Annotated in this window: 16 protein-coding genes; 2 read left to right on the forward strand and 14 right to left on the reverse strand. The window is 61.9% G+C overall.

Features of this window, described 5'->3' with window-relative positions; all coding sequences use genetic code 11:
• Positions 1-65 precede the first annotated feature (65 nt).
• Together ACQ754_RS15365 and ACQ754_RS15370 are read left to right on the forward strand one after the other, a co-directional pair.
• Positions 66-851 (forward strand): transposase, encoded by a 786-nt coding sequence (locus ACQ754_RS15365; protein ID WP_440997926.1) that lies wholly within the window; start codon positions 66-68, stop codon positions 849-851.
• A gap of 6 nt (positions 852-857) precedes the next feature.
• Positions 858-980: a hypothetical protein gene (locus ACQ754_RS15370; RefSeq protein ID WP_440997927.1), complete on the forward strand. Its 123-nt coding sequence runs from the start codon at positions 858-860 to the stop codon at positions 978-980.
• Positions 981-1,274: 294 nt separating this feature from the next.
• Here ACQ754_RS15370 and ACQ754_RS15375 read toward each other — a convergent pair whose 3' ends face one another.
• The 14 genes from ACQ754_RS15375 to ACQ754_RS15440 form a co-directional block, all read right to left on the reverse strand.
• Entirely contained in the window at positions 1,275-2,579 is a 1,305-nt protein-coding gene (locus ACQ754_RS15375) for a glycosyltransferase family 4 protein (protein WP_440997928.1), read from the reverse strand.
• Positions 2,580-2,596: 17 nt separating this feature from the next.
• On the reverse strand, positions 2,597-4,156 hold the full coding sequence (locus tag ACQ754_RS15380) for a heparinase II/III family protein (RefSeq protein WP_440997929.1): 1,560 nt from the start codon (positions 4,154-4,156) through the stop codon (positions 2,597-2,599).
• Between the two features lie 86 nt (positions 4,157-4,242).
• Positions 4,243-5,292, reverse strand: a complete 1,050-nt coding sequence (locus ACQ754_RS15385; protein ID WP_440997930.1) for a CBS domain-containing protein — start codon at positions 5,290-5,292, stop codon at positions 4,243-4,245.
• Between the two features lie 54 nt (positions 5,293-5,346).
• The gene (gene wecC / locus ACQ754_RS15390; RefSeq protein WP_440997931.1) at positions 5,347-6,588 is read right to left on the reverse strand and encodes a UDP-N-acetyl-D-mannosamine dehydrogenase; all 1,242 of its coding nucleotides are present in this window, start codon (positions 6,586-6,588) and stop codon (positions 5,347-5,349) included.
• Positions 6,585-7,724 (reverse strand): non-hydrolyzing UDP-N-acetylglucosamine 2-epimerase, encoded by a 1,140-nt coding sequence (gene wecB / locus ACQ754_RS15395; protein ID WP_440997932.1) that lies wholly within the window; start codon positions 7,722-7,724, stop codon positions 6,585-6,587. Before wecB ends, wecC begins: the two co-directional genes overlap by 4 nt.
• Before the next feature lie 27 nt (positions 7,725-7,751).
• Complete coding sequence (locus tag ACQ754_RS15400; RefSeq protein WP_440997933.1) at positions 7,752-8,561, reverse strand: DUF3037 domain-containing protein; 810 nt, start codon at positions 8,559-8,561, stop codon at positions 7,752-7,754.
• A complete protein-coding gene (locus ACQ754_RS15405; RefSeq protein ID WP_440997934.1) occupies positions 8,561-9,301 on the reverse strand; it encodes a HipA family kinase in 741 nt (246 codons plus the stop codon). Before ACQ754_RS15405 ends, ACQ754_RS15400 begins: the two co-directional genes overlap by 1 nt.
• Before the next feature lie 160 nt (positions 9,302-9,461).
• Complete coding sequence (locus ACQ754_RS15410; RefSeq protein ID WP_440997935.1) at positions 9,462-11,645, reverse strand: bi-domain-containing oxidoreductase; 2,184 nt, start codon at positions 11,643-11,645, stop codon at positions 9,462-9,464.
• A gap of 7 nt (positions 11,646-11,652) precedes the next feature.
• Positions 11,653-12,459, reverse strand: a complete 807-nt coding sequence (locus tag ACQ754_RS15415) for a class I SAM-dependent methyltransferase (RefSeq protein WP_440997936.1) — start codon at positions 12,457-12,459, stop codon at positions 11,653-11,655.
• Positions 12,446-14,413, reverse strand: coding sequence for an asparagine synthase (glutamine-hydrolyzing) (asnB, locus tag ACQ754_RS15420; RefSeq protein ID WP_440997937.1), 1,968 nt, complete (start codon positions 14,411-14,413; stop codon positions 12,446-12,448). Before asnB ends, ACQ754_RS15415 begins: the two co-directional genes overlap by 14 nt.
• Before the next feature lie 80 nt (positions 14,414-14,493).
• Positions 14,494-15,384: a glycosyltransferase gene (locus tag ACQ754_RS15425; RefSeq protein WP_440997938.1), complete on the reverse strand. Its 891-nt coding sequence runs from the start codon at positions 15,382-15,384 to the stop codon at positions 14,494-14,496.
• Between the two features lie 215 nt (positions 15,385-15,599).
• The gene (locus tag ACQ754_RS15430) at positions 15,600-16,091 is read right to left on the reverse strand and encodes a hypothetical protein (protein ID WP_440997939.1); all 492 of its coding nucleotides are present in this window, start codon (positions 16,089-16,091) and stop codon (positions 15,600-15,602) included.
• A 464-nt stretch (positions 16,092-16,555) separates the two neighbouring features.
• Entirely contained in the window at positions 16,556-17,395 is an 840-nt protein-coding gene (locus tag ACQ754_RS15435) for a glycosyltransferase family 2 protein (RefSeq protein ID WP_440997940.1), read from the reverse strand.
• Between the two features lie 6 nt (positions 17,396-17,401).
• A complete protein-coding gene (locus tag ACQ754_RS15440) occupies positions 17,402-17,737 on the reverse strand; it encodes an FkbM family methyltransferase (protein WP_440997941.1) in 336 nt (111 codons plus the stop codon).
• Between the last annotated feature and the right edge of the window lie 117 nt (positions 17,738-17,854).

Genomic DNA, 17,854 nt, shown 5'->3' on the forward strand with positions numbered 1-17,854 from the left:
ACGACAACCGCTTCGGCTAGCGCTACCCCGAGGCCTTCCTCACTGCCCGGTCAAGACGGCCGGAAATGAACGCTTACGACGGCTATGCGCCGATCGGTGCCTATCTCGGCGAAGAAGGCTGGTGTGTGGGTCTCGAGCTGCGCGCCGGAAGTGCGCACTCGGCCCATGAGGCCGACTATGCCCTCGAGCGCGCCCTCGCGCCGGCGGCGCGGCTGAGTGATGCGCCGCTGCTCGTTCGCATGGATGCGGGCTTCGACGCCGGCAAGCTCTTTGCCACCATCGATCACGCCTCGCGGGCGCGCCAGGCCGAAGGCGGCGCGCCGGTCGAGGCGCTGGTGAAGTGGAACCCGCGCGGTGGCGGCGCCGAGGCCGTGGTCGAGGCCGCGCTGGCCAATGACACGCTCAGCTGGCAGCACCCGCGCGAGGGCAAGCGCGTGGCGGTCTTCGAGGACACCCTCGAGCGCCGCGGCGGCGAGGGCGAAGGGCTCATCCTGCGCCGGGTGCTGCGCGTCACCGAGCGCACCATCGACCGCCATGGCCAGCACCTGCTCGTGCCCGCCTACGAGGTGCACGGCTATCTCACCACCCTGAGCGTCGAGGCCGCCGACGCCGAGCGCGTGATCACGCTCTACGCCGAGCACGGCACCCACGAGCAGTTCCACTCCGAGATCAAGACCGATCTGGACCTCGAGCGCCTGCCCTCGGGGAAATTCGCCACCAACGACCTGGTGCTCTCGCTGGCCGCGCTCGCCTACAACGTGCTGCGGCTGATCGGCCAGAACGCACTCACCGGTGACGATGCCCCGCCGCGGCATCCGGCCAAGCGTCGGCGCCTGCGCACGGTAATCTAGGAGCTGATGTGCGTCGCTGCCGCCATCGCCCATCACGCCCGCCGCCGCTGGCTTGTCTTCGGCGCCCACTGCCCGGCACTGGCGTGCTTTACGCGCCTGCACGGGCAATGGCGCATGGCGCCGCCATGAGCCGGCCTTCGCCGCGACGGCCCACCCCCGAAGCGATGCCGCCACGACACGGCAGTGTGGCGCTCGTGTCCGAACCGCCGTGTGCCCACATTGCGCCCTCGACGCCGGTCACCAAGCTAGCCAGCGCGACCAAAACGCACCGGCGCTCGGATCATTTTCACCGATAGAGGGCTTCTGCACCGCTATGAACCTCATTGCTGCGCTGCCACATAGGGCGCCGTCACGGATTCAGGTCTACGGTTGCACATTCGGCGGGATATCAGCGACGTCACGCCATCTACCGGACTACGGTCCCTAGCCTCCATCCCCCCTACGCCGGGCTGGCTCGTTGTCCGCACCGCGCTTCCTCTCTTCACCGTGCGGTCTAACCACATCAGCGTTTCCGACGGCCCGCGCCAACGACTCACGCATTCGGGCGGCCTGCGCGTCGCGGGCAAAGGCGGGCGCTGCGGCTAGCCCCGCCTGCCGGTACATAGCGCGGCGCGCCGGGTCATCCGCAAGCTTCACGATCGCGCGAGCCAAAGCCTCCGGGTCTTCCGGTGGCACCCGAACCCCGACGCCATAGGCCTCGAGCAACCCGGTAGCCTCCCCCTCGGGCAGGGCCATAATCGCTGGTGTACCCGTCGCCATGCACTCGAAGAGCTTCGACGGGATGACGCTCTCGAATACGGGTGAGTCACGCAACGGGATCACCGCTGCATGACAGAGCGCGCTGATCGCGGGCACCCGTTCCTTGGGCTGGCGTGGCAGCGAGTGCACGTTGGTGAGACCCTTCTCCCGGATGAGGCCGTCCACCTCGGCCTTGGCCGCGCCCGAGCCGACGAAGAGGAAGGCGATGTCGGGGCGATCCCGCAACAACGCCGCCGCCTCCACGACCTTTTCCAGGGCGTGGGCCATGCCGTGCGTACCGACATAGCCGACGACGAACCTCCCCTCGAGGTCGAGCTCCTGCACCAACGACTGGTCTGGTTCCGCCGACTGAAAGCGCTCCAGATGGACGCCGTTGCGGACAACATCGATCTTGTCTTCGGGGACACCGCGGCGAACGAGATCCTTCCGGAACGATTCTGTGACCGCCACAATCCGCCGCGCCCGGCGATACAGAAATAGCTCCAGGCGCTCCAGGAAGCGGATGGTGCGGCTTTGCTCCATGGCCCCGACGGCCACGATGGACGCCGGCCACAGGTCCCGCAGCTCGAAGACGAAGGGTCGGCGTCGGAGCACAGATACCAGCCAGCCCCCGACCGCAGCAAAGAACTGTGGCGAGGTCGCCACCACCACGTCCGGACGTTTCTGAAACACACCGGCCGCCGCCCCTGCCACCATGAACGAGATGTAATCCAGCGTGCGCTTGAGAAAGCCCTCATTGGCGGTGATGAACGTCTTCACCCGCACTACCCGGATACCGTCCATCTCCTCCACCGAGTACCAGCGGTTCCGGTACCCGGGGAAGACCCTCCCTTCGGGGAAGTTCGGTGCGCAGGTGACTACCGTTACCTCATCACCGGTGCGCACCCACTCCACCGCGTGCTCGTACAACCGAGTGGCCGGCGCGTTGGTCTCCGGGGGAAAGTTATCGGAAAGAAAGAGGATCCTCATGAAGGCACGATGCCCTTCTACCAGTGCAGATGACTTGCACAGCGCGGCCCCCGGAACGCGACGACCAGACACTGCGTTGGGATGACCGCCCCGAACTCCGGGTGATACGTGGCGGGTTCAACGCGCAACGTGCCCCCCTCCGGCGCAAGTACCACCTCACGCCCCGCCGCGGTGCGGAGCCGCGCTTCACTCTGCCCCACTTCGATCAGCGTGGCCGTAGGGTGCAGGTGAAAACGCGCGCACGCTTCATCGAAGGGGCCGGTCAGCTCATCGTGTACGGAAAGGCCGCTCGGGCCCAGTCGCCAGGAGCGGCGGTGCAGCAGCGCTCGAGAGAGACGGCGGTAGCCGTCATGGGCGCCTGCGAGCCAGAGCTCCTCGCCGTCGGCACTGTAGTCGACATCCAGCGGACGCGCGCGCCGTGCCACCCGGAAGCCGCTCCAGACCTCACTGGAGTCCGCCCCGTTCACGAGGACCGTGTTGTGTGCGGCCGTGCCCCGTTGGCGCAGGCGCTCGGCGCCGATCCCGTACTCCGAGGTTCCAGAGTTCACCAATACACGCTGGCCATCGAGGGAGAGCTCGAAACTCAGGGTGTCGGCATGGGCGTGTCCGGGCAGGTAATCGGGGCCGATCACTGCCACATCGGCAATGCAGACCGCCGGACCATGGGCCAGACGGTAATAGCCGGTGTCCGGTAGCGCCACCACGGGCTTCTCAATGGCTTCGCCGCGGAGACCGAGCCGGTCTGCGTAATCGAGAACCGCAGCCGGCGTTGGGGCGATGCCGAATGCCGCGTCATTGAAGAAGCCAATCTCTCCGTCCGGATGCAGCATGCCCGGCAGGGCACCCAGCATTCTCCCCACCGCCTCTCGCCAAGCCGCCGGTGCCTCCACGCCGTAGGCTTGGTGCACGTTGAGCAGATCCAGTAGGTCCTCCAGAATAATGAGGTGATACATGGGGCTGCGCTCGAAGTGCCCCCCATCGGGCAGGACCTGCTCTGCCACCTCCCGATCCAGGATCCTGCGCCCGCGCCGCAACCAACGCTCCGGCTCCTCCCCTTCGAAGAACAAACCCGCGAACGCCAGCGCCTTGGCATTGGCGAACAGGTGATTACCCAGGAGGTGATACTCCAGGTGTCGCTCGAGCCACCGCACCTGCACCGCGAGACTGTGCCGCCATGCCGCCTCCAGATCCGCGCCACCGAGGGCCCACTTCACCCAGTTCACGACGCGCAGCGAGCATGGGTACGGCTCCCAGCCGTTGCCCACGCCGGCGGGATTCTCCCCTACCCATCGCTCCAGCAGCGCTCGGTGCCAGCGCTCACGCTGGCCGGCGTCCCGCGCATTCAGATCATCGAAGTAATGGAGGTTGTATAGCCAGAGCTTCGCGGCCGCCGCATCATTCCAGTCGGCGGGGTCTTGCACCGATCCCGTCTCATTGAGGAATCGGAATGTCTCCGGGCCCAGCATGTTGGGGGCTCGGGCCACCGGTTCCTGCCACTGCCCGGTACGCTGGCGGAGCGCCGGCGCCGGGCGCAGATCCGGTCGCGGCCGGTAGGCGCGATACCACAATCGCCACACCACCTGCTCCCGGCGCAAGTGGCGGGCAGTGTGAAAAAGCCTGACAATTCGCCGCATTAAACCGGCCGGTCTGTATCCTCCAGTTCCTATGAGTGCGCCGCGGACAATCTTTGCATGAAATGGACAGTATCGTGCAAAATCTCCAAGTCCCCTTCAGAAATGCCGTCCGGGGAAAAATGCATCACGTCGTTGCGAATTTTCCGAACCTCATGCAGGCGGTCCATGATACGCTTCCTGTCAAGATCTATACCGACCCGTTCCCATCGGTCCGGATGGTCAAGAATTCGAGTATAATTCCCGAATGTAAGGTCTTCAGCCCCAGCTATATTGTGCTTCGAGTTATCAATAGAACAAGCTTCACCTAGCTCATCAACTGTAAACTTACCATCGATAATCCGACGCAAATGATTTTCAATTTCCGCAATCAGAAGAAATGGTCGAGCCAGTTCATTGAACTGGGCACTGACGTCGCTTGTCGTAACGAGCCCAATGATCCTTTCGTCGTTTTCCTTGACGAGCACAACTTCATTCTCGATTATCGATGATACCGCAGAAAGGAGCGGCTTGTCCGCTCTTATAATCGCAGCTTTCTCAAGGCAGTCTCGTGTCTGCTCGCAGCTCTGCCCGAACGCCCGGGCCTTTCCAATGGACTTCCAGCTGATGAGTCCATGTACTGTTCGTTCGCCCTGCATTACCGGAAGCTGAGAAAAATCATTCACGAGCATCTTGGTAATAGCCAATGTAACCGGGTCATCCCGTAAAACGGATTCTGGCGGACGGTTAGCAGCCGGCAGCATGCGCACCCGGGAAACGGGATCCTCGTAATCCCGATGACCCTCTTCGAACGCCTCTTCACTCCCATTGGACATCGGGGTTTGTACTAACTCCCGTGCATGCTCCGCCCGCTTCTGTATCCTCACTTTCCCGTCGATGAACGCCGTTTCAAAGTCTGGAACTGTCGTCAGATCCAAATGCCGCAAGGCGTTTCTGATTCGGGCCACGACCCACCGGCCACGTTTCTGATGATCGAACCAAGACAGCAGCGTCCGTACCGTCTCCTCATGATACGACACCCCATTCTGAATTTGGTGGGCTACCTCTTCCAGATTCTCGGGAATATTCTTGTTACTGGACATAGCAAACAATCGACTGGGTTCGGAATATCGTTGGTACGCGAATCGTCACCCCTATTAGCTCAGCAGACGTAGCAAACCGCACGCATCCACCACCATCTTGCGCTGGAGCTGGCTGGCGGGAATGTTACGGAAGGGGCGATGGGGGACGAGGGGGACGATGAGGTCGGCGCGTTCCATTGCTTCAGTGACGTCCGCCAAGCGGACGTCATGACGGGCGAGCGCCTCTGGGGCTTCCTGGATGTGGGGCTCCACCGAGAGGATCTCGCCCACGCCTTCGCGCGCGAGGGTCTCGGTGATGCGCAGGGCGGGGCTCTCGCGAAGATCATCCACATCCGCCTTGTACGCCAGGCCCAGGCAGGCGATCACGGGCTCGCGCAGGCGGCGCGCCTGGGCGGCGACCTGGGCCACCACCTCGTCGGGCTTGTCGTCATTGACGGCCCGGGCCGTTCGGATCAGCCGGCTCTGCTCCGGCGCGGAGGCGACGATGAACCAGGGATCCACCGCGATGCAGTGACCGCCCACACCGGGACCGGGCTGGAGGACATTCACCCGCGGATGGCGGTTGGCGAGCTCGATGAGCCGCCAGACGTCGATATCCAGGCGCTCGCAGATGACCGAGAGCTCATTGGCCAGGGCGATGTTCACATCGCGGAAGGTGTTCTCGGTGAGCTTGGCCATCTCCGCGGTCCGGGCGGTGGTGGTCAGCACCTCACCGGAGACGAACTCCCGGTAGAAGGCCGCGGCGGCCTCGGTGGCGGCATTGTCCAGTCCGCCCACCACCCGATCGTTGTCCACCAGCTCCTTGATGATCTGCCCCGGCAGCACCCGTTCCGGACAATGGGCCACATGCACCGCCCCACCGCCAAGCTCCGGTCGTTCCTCCGCGATCCAGCGCGCCACCCGCTCGGTAGTCCCCACCGGACTGGTGGACTCCAGAATGACCAGATTGCCGGGGGCCAGCACCCGGGCCATCGCACGACTCGCCGCCTCGACGAACCCGAGGTCCGGCTCCCGATCCTCGGTAAAGGGCGTCGGCACCGCCAGGATGAACACGTCGGCGGGCTCGGGCTCGGTGCCGGCACGGAGCTGGCCGCTCTGCACCGCCGAGCGCACCAGCACGTCGAGATCCGGCTCCACGATGTGGATGGCGCCCTGGTTGATGGTCTCCACCACCTCGGCGTTCACATCCACGCCGTGCACACGGAACCCGCGCGTGGCCAGCAGGCTGGCGGTGGGCAGGCCGATGTAGCCGAGCCCCAGGACGGTGACGGCGGCGCGCTCCTGCGAATCCCTCAAGTCGTGGCCTCCCTGTTTGCACCAATCAGTGCCTCGACGATGCGGGTCGCGGCCTTGCCATCCCCATACGGGTTATGGGCCCGGGCCATGGCGGCGTAGGCCTCGTCGTCATCGAGCAGCCGCTCGGCCTCACCGACGATGCGCACGGGATCTGTGCCCACCAGGCGCACCGTGTCGGCCTCCACGGCCTCCGGGCGCTCCGTGGTCTCGCGGGTGACCAGTACCGGCTTGCCAAGCGAGGGCGCCTCCTCCTGGATGCCACCGGAGTCGGTGATGATGAGCTCGGCCTGGTCGAGCAGCCAGACGAAGGGCAGGTACTCCAGTGGCGCCATCAGGCGCACGGCGGGGTGGTTGCCGAGGTGCTCGTAGACCGGCCCCTGGACGTTGGGATTGAGGTGGACCGGGTAAACGATCTGCACGTCCCCCCGGTCGGCGAGCTGCCGCAATGCCTGGCAAAGGTTCCGGAACCCCTCGCCGAAGCTCTCCCGGCGGTGCCCGGTCACGACAATCAACCGCTTGCCCGTATCCAGCGCGCCCACGGCCTCCCGGCACTGCGCCTGCAGGGCTTCCTCGCCATGCAGCCGGTCCACCACGCCCAGCAGCGCGTCGACCACGGTATTGCCGGTCACAGTCACGGATTCCGGCGGGACGTCCTCGCGCAGCAGGTTCTCCCGCGCCCCCGCAGTGGGTGCGAAGTGCCGCTCGGCGAGCGCCCCGGCGAGCCGGCGGTTCATCTCCTCCGGCCACGGGGAATAGCGATTCCCCGTGCGAAGCCCCGCCTCCACGTGCCCCACCGGGATCTGGCGGTAGTACGCGGCCAGCGCGGCGGCGAACGTGGTGGTGGTGTCCCCGTGGACCAGCACCCAGTCGGGGCGATATTCGTCGAGCACCGGCCCCATGCCTTCCAGCACCGCGTTGGTCACGCCGGTGAGGTCCTGGCCCGGGCGCATCACGGCAAGGTCGAAGGATGGCTCGATATCGAAGAGCGCGAGCACCTGCTCGAGCATCTCCCGGTGCTGACCGGTCACGCAGACTCGCGCATCCACCCCGTCCGCATCTTCGAGCGCCCGCACCACCGGCGCCATCTTAATCGCCTCCGGCCGCGTGCCGAAGACGGTGAGTATCCGTGCCCCCAACGTTACCTTCCCTGATCGTCGTTTGTTCTATCCGCGGGCGAACTCGATGATCTCATCCCGTCGCTCGTACGGGATCACATTCACTCCGGTTTCGCTCAGTTCCTCAATGGCGCTTGTGTATGCCTCCACACGAGTGCCATCCCCCTCTGGCCCCTCGACGGCCAAGAGCACATGCTTCGGCAACAGCCGCCGTTTCTTGAGCTCCCGCAGCCGGAAGTACCAGCGGCCACCATGGTCGAGGATCTGGCTTGATTCCGTCTGACCAAGGTGCAGTGGTTTGATGATCCGGTAGGCACGCTGGCCCTCGTGCGCCACGAAGGGAAAGCGCACATGAAACACGTCATCGCCTACCTGATCCGGTCCGAACCGACGATCAAGCTGCGCTTGGGTGAGCCACCCGCGCAGGGTCTTGTCCAAAACCCGCTCACGATAGCGCTTCGTATTGAACGACCGCTCCACATAGTGGGCAAAGAGCTGTTGGACTGCCTGCTGCGGCTGCTCCACCAACGTCACACCGGGCTCCGAGAAGCGGATCATCGTCTCCCGTGGGCGGATGACCTCCTCGAAAAGGGCATTCAGGGAAGTGCCGTTCCGCCGCGCGGCGAGTTCCTGCACCCTTGTCAACTCCTCCGAAAGGCCAGCCATGGCGGCCTTATACACGCGCCCATCGAGGTCATCAAAGAAACGGGTTACGCGGCCGTAACGACGCCGGAGCAGCTTGAAGTCAAAGCACGCACCCTTCGGCGCAACGAGCACCACACCGACGTTTGCGAACTCGCCGGTCTCCACAAACGGCATGAAGCGCACGATCGCGTAGCGGCAGGCTTGTCGTTTCATCATCGTTCCCACGGCCAAAACCGATCCGCAAGGCACTCCTGGAGTAGCGCCTGCGCGGCCTCCACATCGAAGGTTGCTGGCACTGTCTGTTCTGGATCCTGATACCACCAGCTCTGCGGTATCTCTGCTACCACTGTATCCCAAAGCGACAGCGCATCTCGACACTTCCGCAGACACGCATCGCGCAGCCCAGCGTCATCCCGAAGCGCTGGCACGACCGACCGGAATACGTGATGCGCGACGAACGACGCAGGATCAACGTCCCGGTCAAAGGCGTCATTGTGGTCGATGACCACAAGGCTCTGCTGCGCCTCATCCCAAAACAGATTCGGATTGCCGCCGGCCTCACTGAGCATTCGATCGCCGTTGCGGATCCACCAGTCAAAGACCAAGACCTCGCCCCGCAGCTGTTGCGCAATCTCCTCAACCCGGGCATAGGTCAGCTCCGTGACCTCACGCTCCATCGAGCCAAACGCGAGCCCCGCCCCCAACTCACGTTGGCTTTCCGTGTCCCCGACCGCATCAACTAGCTCGTGGGGGACCTCTACCAGCTCGAACGACGCGATGGGCAATCCCATATGCTGTCCGAATCGACCCGCCAGCCATTCCGCGATCAGGCTGTGGCGCCCCGCGCCCCGGCCCTTAACGAAATAAATGGCCCCGTCTTCCCCCCGGCAGATGAACGGTTTCGTCACTCCCTGTTCCGAGCGACGCAGGATCTCGACGATCTCCACCGTCATCAGCCCCCTCCGCAGCCTCCAGCGCCCGCACCACCGGCGCCATCTTGATCGCCTCCGGCCGTGTGCCGAAGACCGTCAGTACCCGTCCCCCAAACCGTTATCCGGATTCCGTTGGTGTTTTCCGATGGAGTAGCCAAGCCGGTCCCTGCCGTCCCAACCTTTAGCGAAGGCGCTCCGCCACCTCGATGGCCGTGCGTGAGACCTCGATCAGCTCTTCCCGGGGAATGGGGTCCGGCCACTGGCGGCGCACCGCCTCGAGGAACTGCGCGGGGGTTGCCCGGTTGCCCTTGTCCTGACGCCACAACCGCGAGCGTCGCAGATTCGGCCAGCCCCAGCCGCGGAGCCGCCGGAAGTTGTCCAGCTGCAGGATGCGGCCGGCCGCGAACACCTCCACCCGCTCCTTCGGGAACCCCTTGTGGCCGTTCGCTAGGTAGTGAATCGTCGCCTGGGAACCGTCGGCGAATCCGAGCTGGATCGTCGCCTTGTCCTCGGTGATCTCCAATCCCGGGTGAGAACCCAGCGGGAAGGCCTGATGGGTGACGATTGGCGCATCGACCAGATGGCGCGCGAGGTCAATGAAGTGGCAGGCCTCGCCGATGATCCGCCCCCCACCCACTGCGGGATCCTGCGTCCAGTGATCGGCGGGGATCGCTCCGGCGTTCACCGTTATGATCACACTCTTGGGCGCGTCGACACGGGCGAGCAGCGCCTTCGCCCGCACCACATGATGGGCGAAGCGGCGGTTGAACCCCACCATGAGCCGCTGGTTCGGGCGCGCGTTGATCTCCTGCTCGATCTCCGCGAGCTCTTCATGGGTCAAACACAGCGGCTTCTCGCAGAAGACATGCTTGCCCGCCCGCAGGGCCTCCAACACCTGCCCCGCGTGGGCGTCATGGCGGGTGGCAACCACCACCGCGTCCACCGCCTCGTCGGCCAGTGTCTCCTGCACGTCGGTGGACGCATGCTGGAAGTCGAACTTCTTTCCGTAGTGCGTCGCGCTGACGCCGCCGTGACTGACCACCGTGTGCATCGCCGCCCCGGCCTCCTGGAACGCCGGCATCAGTACCCGCCCCGCATAGTTCCCGGCCCCGAGGAAGGCGACGCGTACCGCGGAGGCCTCCTCCCCAGTCGGTGCGGCCCCTTTTGCATTAATCGGAACAGTCCGAGCCCTGGCATCCGTCTCCGTATACGCCCCTGTAGGAGCCCGCCCCGCAGGCGACCCCACACCCCCCGTCTCGCGCGGATACTCCAACAGGATCCCCAGCGACGGCTCGTCGGACGCCAGCAGCTCATAGGCATTCGCCGCGTCGTCGATGGCGAACCGGTGCGAGATCAGCGGTTCCACATCCAGTGCACCCGAGGCCATCAGGTCCAGCACCGCCTCGAAGTTCCGCTGCTCGGTCCAGCGGACGAAACCCACCGGATAGTCCTGGCCCCGCTCCTCGTAGTCCGGGTCGTACCGCCCCGGCCCATAGGAGCAGCTCACCTGGAAGGAGAGCTCCTTCTCATAGAAGTCGGCCCGGGAGAGCTCCAGGCCGGTCACCCCCACCAGGACGATACGCCCGCGCTTGCGGCACATCTGCGCCGCCTGGCTCACCGGCTCGTTACTCCGGGTGGAGGCGGTGATCAGCACGGCGTCCACGCCGCGTCCGCGGGAGAAGGCCTCGGCGCGGGCGAGCACGTCCTCGCCCGCACCGGGGTTCACCACCTCGGCCCCGAAGCGCTCGGCCAGCGCGAGGCGCTCCGGATCCAGGTCGATCCCCAGCACCCGACACCCCTGCGCACGAAGCATCTGCACCGTCAGCAGGCCAATGAGCCCGAGGCCGGTCACCACCACACACTCGCCGAGCGTGGGGTTCGCCAAGCGGATCCCCTGGAGCCCAATCGCCCCTAAAACCGTGAACGCCGCCGCGTCATCGCTGACGTTGTCCGGCACACGCGCGCAAAGATTCTGCGGAACCGCTACGGTCTCGGCATGCTTGCCGTTACTGGCGACTCGGTCACCTACCGAGAATCCCGCGACGCCCTCGCCGACCTCCGCCACCGTGCCGACGTTGCAATACCCGAGCGCGAGGGGCTGATCCAGCTTGCTGCGCACCGCGTCCATTGTCGCGGCGACGCCATCGGTGCGCATCTTCTCAAGCACCATGCGCACCTTGTCCGGCTGCTGACGGGCCTTCTGCACCCAGTTGCCCCTGCCGAACTCCACGAGCATCCGCTCCGTGCCAGCGGAGACGAGGGTCGTGTAGGTGTTGATGAGAAGCTCCCTGCGCCCAACCCCCGGTTGCGGAACCTCCGCGAGCTCTGTGCTGCCGTCCTTGAGGTCTTGTAGAACCTGTTTCACGTCGCCGCTACTTTCGAGCTTTAATTAGCATGAACAACCCCGATCTCGGGAGCGCGGCACGAATAAACCTTCTGGGCCAGAGTTTCCGTGCTATTGCTAGGGCCATACCCTCGTGACGCTGGCCTGCGTGGGACTCCAACAAGTCCCCATGTGTAAGCACAGTCTCTATACTTACCGCGCTAAACCCGGAAAAAAGCTCTTGTGCCTCCAAGCGCGAATATGCTTTTGTTCCCGGGCTCTCCATGTGCCGTGCATAAATATAATTTAATGTCCGCCATGGCCTGAGGGTTAGAAGCGCATAACGGGTCCATAACATAAGACCAACCAAGCTCCACTTGTGGTATATCATTACCCTGGCGCTTCCGCCAGGCTTCAAAACCCGTTTTACTTCCCCTATTGCTTTCGAAGTGTTTGGGCTATGGTGAAGAACACCCCATGAATACACCTGATCAAAATAGTTATCTGGAAAGTCCAAATTTTCCACGTCTCCCACGGAAAGATGTGATGACAATCCAAACGCGGCCACACGCCTTTGGGTGTGTTCGATCGCGCGCGGAGTCAAGTCCAATCCATAGAGATCAGCACCTGCCTCGGCAAAACGCTGGTGGTCAGCCCCAAGCCCTACGCCAACTTCCAAAACTTTTAAACCGTGTGTTCGCGCGAACCCCGCGAAATCGGGGATATAGGGCTCTAGCTTATAGCGGATGTTCGCCTGTTCCCTATAGGCTTGGGACACCTCTCCTGATAAGTATAACGCCTCGCCACACGACGCTTCGTTCCAGAATTCCCGAACCGCTACTTTATCCTTTTTCATAATGTCTGATTTCCCTTTTCCTAGATGCACTCGATGTATCCAAGAAATGTCGACACCAAATCTCTACGCAAAGTAATGACAGCAGTGTGTAACTTGCATCGACATGCCCTGCATCGTTGTCGGCAATCAGGCGCTGCACCGCGGACGGGTTAAACATTCCTCTACGTTTCAAGCTGTCCTCAGACAGAATGTCACCTAGCAACTCGCGCAGTTCGTTTCGCATCCAACGCCGTAATGGCGCACCGAACCCACTCTTGGGTCTATATATCACGTCGTGGGGCAGATACGGCTCCATGGCTTTCTTAAGTACCCATTTTCCTTCCTTTCCCCGTTGCTTGAGGCGCGTCGGAATACGTGCCGCAAATTCAGACAAGTCAAGATCCAAAAATGGTACTCGTACCTCGATCCCTGCTGCCATCGACATTTTATCGGTATAAAGAAGGTTATGATCAGTCAGAAAAAACCGTTGTTCCAGCGCCAGCATCCGCTCCAAGCGACTTACATCCGACGGCAGATCTGCGAGAAACTCTAGCATCGGCTTTTCGGGTGCGTCATCACCTAGAGCGGCGCGAAAATCCTCCGAATACAGCGACTCTAAATCTTTCTGCCGCATCCATCGAAAATAATTCACCAAACGAGCATCACCCTCTAGGCCCGCGCCGCCGAAGAGTTTTGCCAGACGCCGCCATAGCGTTCTGCGTTGGTCCAGCGCTCCTGTAAGCTCTGTCAACGCCTGACGCGCACTCCGCGGTAGCCACGCCCACCAGCGCTCTGCCATAACGGCCCGGTGACGTCGATAGCCGGTGAACAGATCATCACCCCCAGCGCCCGAAAGTAGCACTTTGATTCCTTGCTCTCGCGCAAGTTGGCTAATGTAGAGCACGTTGAGGGGCGCAGGATCGGCAAGCGGCTCATCCAGCTGCGCGACCATGGTTTGGAGGTCATCTGCCATTCGCCCAGCGTCAATGCGAACCACATCTAAGGGAACGTCCAGGTGCCGAGCAACGCGGTGCGCATAGGGTAAGTCATCCGTACTACCCGCGTCCTGCCCGCCTGCCATCTCGATCGTAAAACACCGGATGTTAGGGTTCTTTTCCTTGGCTAACGCAACGACCGCACTTGAATCCAAGCCGCCCGATAGAAAGGCACCCACCGGCACATCCGCAACCATTTGTCGATGAACAGCTCGCCGTAGAACATTTCTTGTCCCATTGACTGCCTCATCCATACTGACCACGTTATGAGATCGAAAAACCGGCAACTGATACCACGTCGAGTGCTCGACGATCGTGCCATTACGGACCCGAAGCGCCTCGCCAGGCCCCAAGCGACTCACGCCGCGCACTGGTGTGCCCTCACCGGGACACCAAAGAAAACTCAGGTATCTTTCGATAGCGTCGGCATCCAACGCCGGTACAATGCGCAGCAAAGATGATAGGGCTTTGATCTCGCTGGCGAAACAGAAATTCGACTCTTCTACTGAGTAATATAACGGCTTTACACCGAATGCGTCCCGGGCCAAAATCAGCTCTTCGGGCTCCGCATCCCAGAGCGCTAACGCAAAAATTCCGTTTAGCCGTTGGAACAGCGTTTCTATAGCGTTATTGTTTTTGCGAGTTGCTAAGTATGTCGTCAGCACGACTTCGGTATCAGAATGCCCCGTAAAGTTGTACCCGGCGGCTACTAATTCGTCACGAAGCTCCTTGAAGTTATAGATCTCTCCGTTAAAAACAAGGACTACTTGTCCGTCCTCGCTCACCATCGGCTGATGGCCTGACGGCGAAGGATCAAGAATGGACAGACGCGTTTGAACAAGCCCTAAGCGGTGTTGAGAATCCTCAAAGATCCCACTGTCATCCGGGCCACGGTGCGAAAGACCGCGAGCGGCGTCATCTAGGGCCGTCGCGAAATGTGACGCCGGATTGGGCGACATGTAACCGGCTATTCCGCACATATATTGCAATAATTGATAGGTTTATTCGTCAATTCAATGCGCGACATTAGTTGAGCGAACCCATCGGTCTCATCGATCGATCATCCAGATCGTTGCAACCTATTTGTAAGCTGCTTAACCGCCGTATAAATCCCCGTCGGGACGACGTTCTTCCGTCGCGGAGCTGTCAAGGCGGTATTAATCGTTTCGGCGAAATTGCTATGCTCATACGTTACGCGGTTCACCGGCAACGCCACGCCATGGCCGGCCAACCACGCCTCCAGCGCGGCGCTTTCCGGCCAGTCATCGCGCTCGACATACACCACCGGAACGCCATGACACGCCGCCTCGACGAACGTGCCATAGCCCGGCTTGGTAACCACCACGTCGGAGCCTGCCAGAACGTCCAGGAATGGCATTTGGAGGTTACCGACGGGGGTGACATCCGGGCGTTGGGGCGGAACCACTTCATCCGGGACGATCCAGCGAACCCCGTCAATCCGGGGAAATCGCGCGGCCCTGGTTCCGCCGGTGATGCCTCCCATGGTGGCGAGGACGATCGACTTTCCCTCTGCCTTCGGCAAATGCTGCCTCAGCGCTCCAGGCCTCGCGGTTGAGAGCCGTGCGATGGGGCCAACCCGCTCCAGGTTCTCCAGTCCCGGCATGGGCATCGACGGCGTGGGGGCGATGAAGCACTCCGCCTGGCGGTAGCAGGCGCGGATCTCGTCGACGAGGCCGTCTATGCGGGCGTCTCCCACCGGCAGATAGTGCTCGAGGACGTCCGCCCAGTTCACCGAACAGAGGGCGACAGCCGGAACGCCGAGTTCTCCCGCCGCCGCGATGGGGACATAGGGCACATCAGCTAGCACCAGATCCGCGCCGGCATCACGGATATGCGCCTTTTCCTCGTCCACATGCCGGCGGAGTTCCTCGTGATAGCGGGCATAGCTTTGCCAGGTTGCTGTCACGTCGAGATCCAGCGGCCCACGCATTTGAATCAGGGGCTCCGGGGCGCCCGCAACCACCGGCACGTCGCGCCCCGAACAGCGACTCGATGACGCCGCGGCGTACTGCGGTTCGGATAACGACGCGTAGCCCCGGGACCTGCGCACGCAGTCCCGTAACCACGGGCGCGATCTGACTGGCATGGCCGAATCCATGGCCCGATACGGCAAGGTAGAGAGTGGCCGTCACAGGCGGTCCGCCATCAGGCGAGGCGGATACGGTCCAGCATCGCCGGAAGGGCTTCGCTGAAGGTCCGCCGCACCGGCGGCAGCAGCCCGTTCCCCGCGGTCGGCGCCACGCGGAGGTCCCGCAGCCGCGCCTGTTGATTCGTGTGGATCACCTCCACCGAGGGATCCGACTCGCGCAGCACCTGCACCGCCTCATTCACGGTGGCGTTCGCCTCGACGACGTCGTGAATGCCCGAACCCACTTCGCCAAGAATCCCCTTGGTCACCGCGTGCGCCAGGCTCTCCACGTGCACGACGGGCCGCGCTTGCTCTCCGCTGCCATGCACGTGCAGCGGGCGGCCGAGGGCGGCATCCACCACCTCACGCATCGGCGCATTAGCATTCACCAAGTACTCGTTGTGGACCGCGTTGTATCGGATCGCACCACCATCGCTGAAATGCTTCCCACGCAACGTGAGTTTGAGATGCCGCGGCCGATACCCCTGGGCACGCCAGATCCAGTGCATATGCGCCCACTCGCGCGCGAACGCCCGCTTATCCAGCACGAACTCAAGAGGTTGCCCCGAGGTCCCGCCCGTGTTAACCCTTGTGCCAGCCTCGACCTCCGAGCATCGATGTTCCAACCCCACTTCCTGGAGACACCGCTTTGTGACGACTGGAAGCATGTGCCAGTCCGCGATTGACCGGACGCTCCCGGTGGTAAACCCATTATCTCCGAAAAAGTCTCGATAAAAAGGAACGGTTCGAATCGCCGACTCAAATATATAAATGAGCCTGTTTAACAGGGCATCTTCAGAGGACCTGACGTCAACTTCTGCAACGCGAGATATTTCAGCGGTTGACGAGCTATATGTAAGCCCAAGGCGAAGAACGAACGGCGTATAAACCAGCGGCCGCGCCACCCATTCAGGGAGCCCCTCAACCTTGCGCTTCAGTCTCTCATGAACAGACCCTCTCATCGTCACAGAAGCTAATGGTTGTTATTTAATTCGAACAACTTATCCTCAATAAGGCGTTGCACCCAGACTCTGTGTCGCGCCCACCCAATCCCGGCTTTCCCGCTGTGCCATACTTGTGCGCGAACGCAATTCAAAATAAACTGCAACTGATGTCGCATAGGGATGTTTTTATAGTTTTTTTTAAACCACATGCGTCGCTCAAATCGGGACCCAAATAGCGTAGGTTTCCCCGCAAAAGACTCCTTATAGTATCGGGCCTCTGCTTCCGCTGAAGTGTACCGGTTCTGCTTTTCCACCCAGTGATGCAGATTAGGACTATCGTAGTGATCAGCGACCCCCTTGAGTTTTTCCACACCTCCATCAATTATCGGGTGCTCATTCACGCTTACATTAGTAAACGTACACGACCCAGTACGCCATCCCCGCACGACTTCTTGTTTAATGGGCAACGGGCGCCCCATGAACCAAAGCCTTCTCTCAAATGAGAAGCCGTTCGACACACCTTGAATCGTGAAAGTCCCAATAGATTTTTTTAATTCTTCGCTCAATCGTTCGTCAGGGTCCAGCTTCATTGACCATGGGGCGGAGATTGGCAGCTCAGCAACAGCAAAGTTCCACTGATCCCCAAAACCTTGAAACTCCCGCTGCACCACGCGAACACCGTATTCATGGGCTATGTCTACAGTCTCGTCGCTACTAAAGCTGTCTACTAGGAAAACCTCTTGGGCCCAGCCGACCAAGTTATCAAGGACACCGCGCATATTGTGCGCTTCGTTTAGGGATATCATCAGGACAGCGATTGGCGCGCGCCCCGGCTGCCATTCTACTTTTGGGGTTTCTGTGCTCGTCATCGATTCTTAGTTCGGCGTAGTCGTAGTCTGAGTGACCCGTTCTTCTGGGATTGCGATCGTATTATGGCTACAAAATGAAGTCGCGCCCGCCTGGTCACCATTATAGGCAGACCCATCATACAGGCGATAATCGTCCTTACGGAGGACCTTTGCTACGGCCTTTTGGTTTCGTTTTGCTACCTCACAGTAGATCGCTGGCCGATGATCAGAAAGCACATGGCTGGCACCGTGCAGCACGTCCAATTCGGCTCCTTCCACGTCAATCTTCAGCACGGTTGGCGCCGCGAAGTGGTCCAGTAAGCCATCCAACGTCATGAGCGGCACAGTACGGACCTCGGCCACGCCCCCGGTTTAGGTCGAACCGTACCCGTGTATCGCATTCGCCGCCCGAGCCCTTCGCGCAATGGCAAAGTCTGTGAATCCGATGCTCGACCCGACAGCAACCGGAACGACGCGGAT

Source organism: Arhodomonas sp. SL1 (assembly GCF_052060015.1).
Taxonomy (GTDB): domain Bacteria; phylum Pseudomonadota; class Gammaproteobacteria; order Nitrococcales; family Nitrococcaceae; genus Arhodomonas.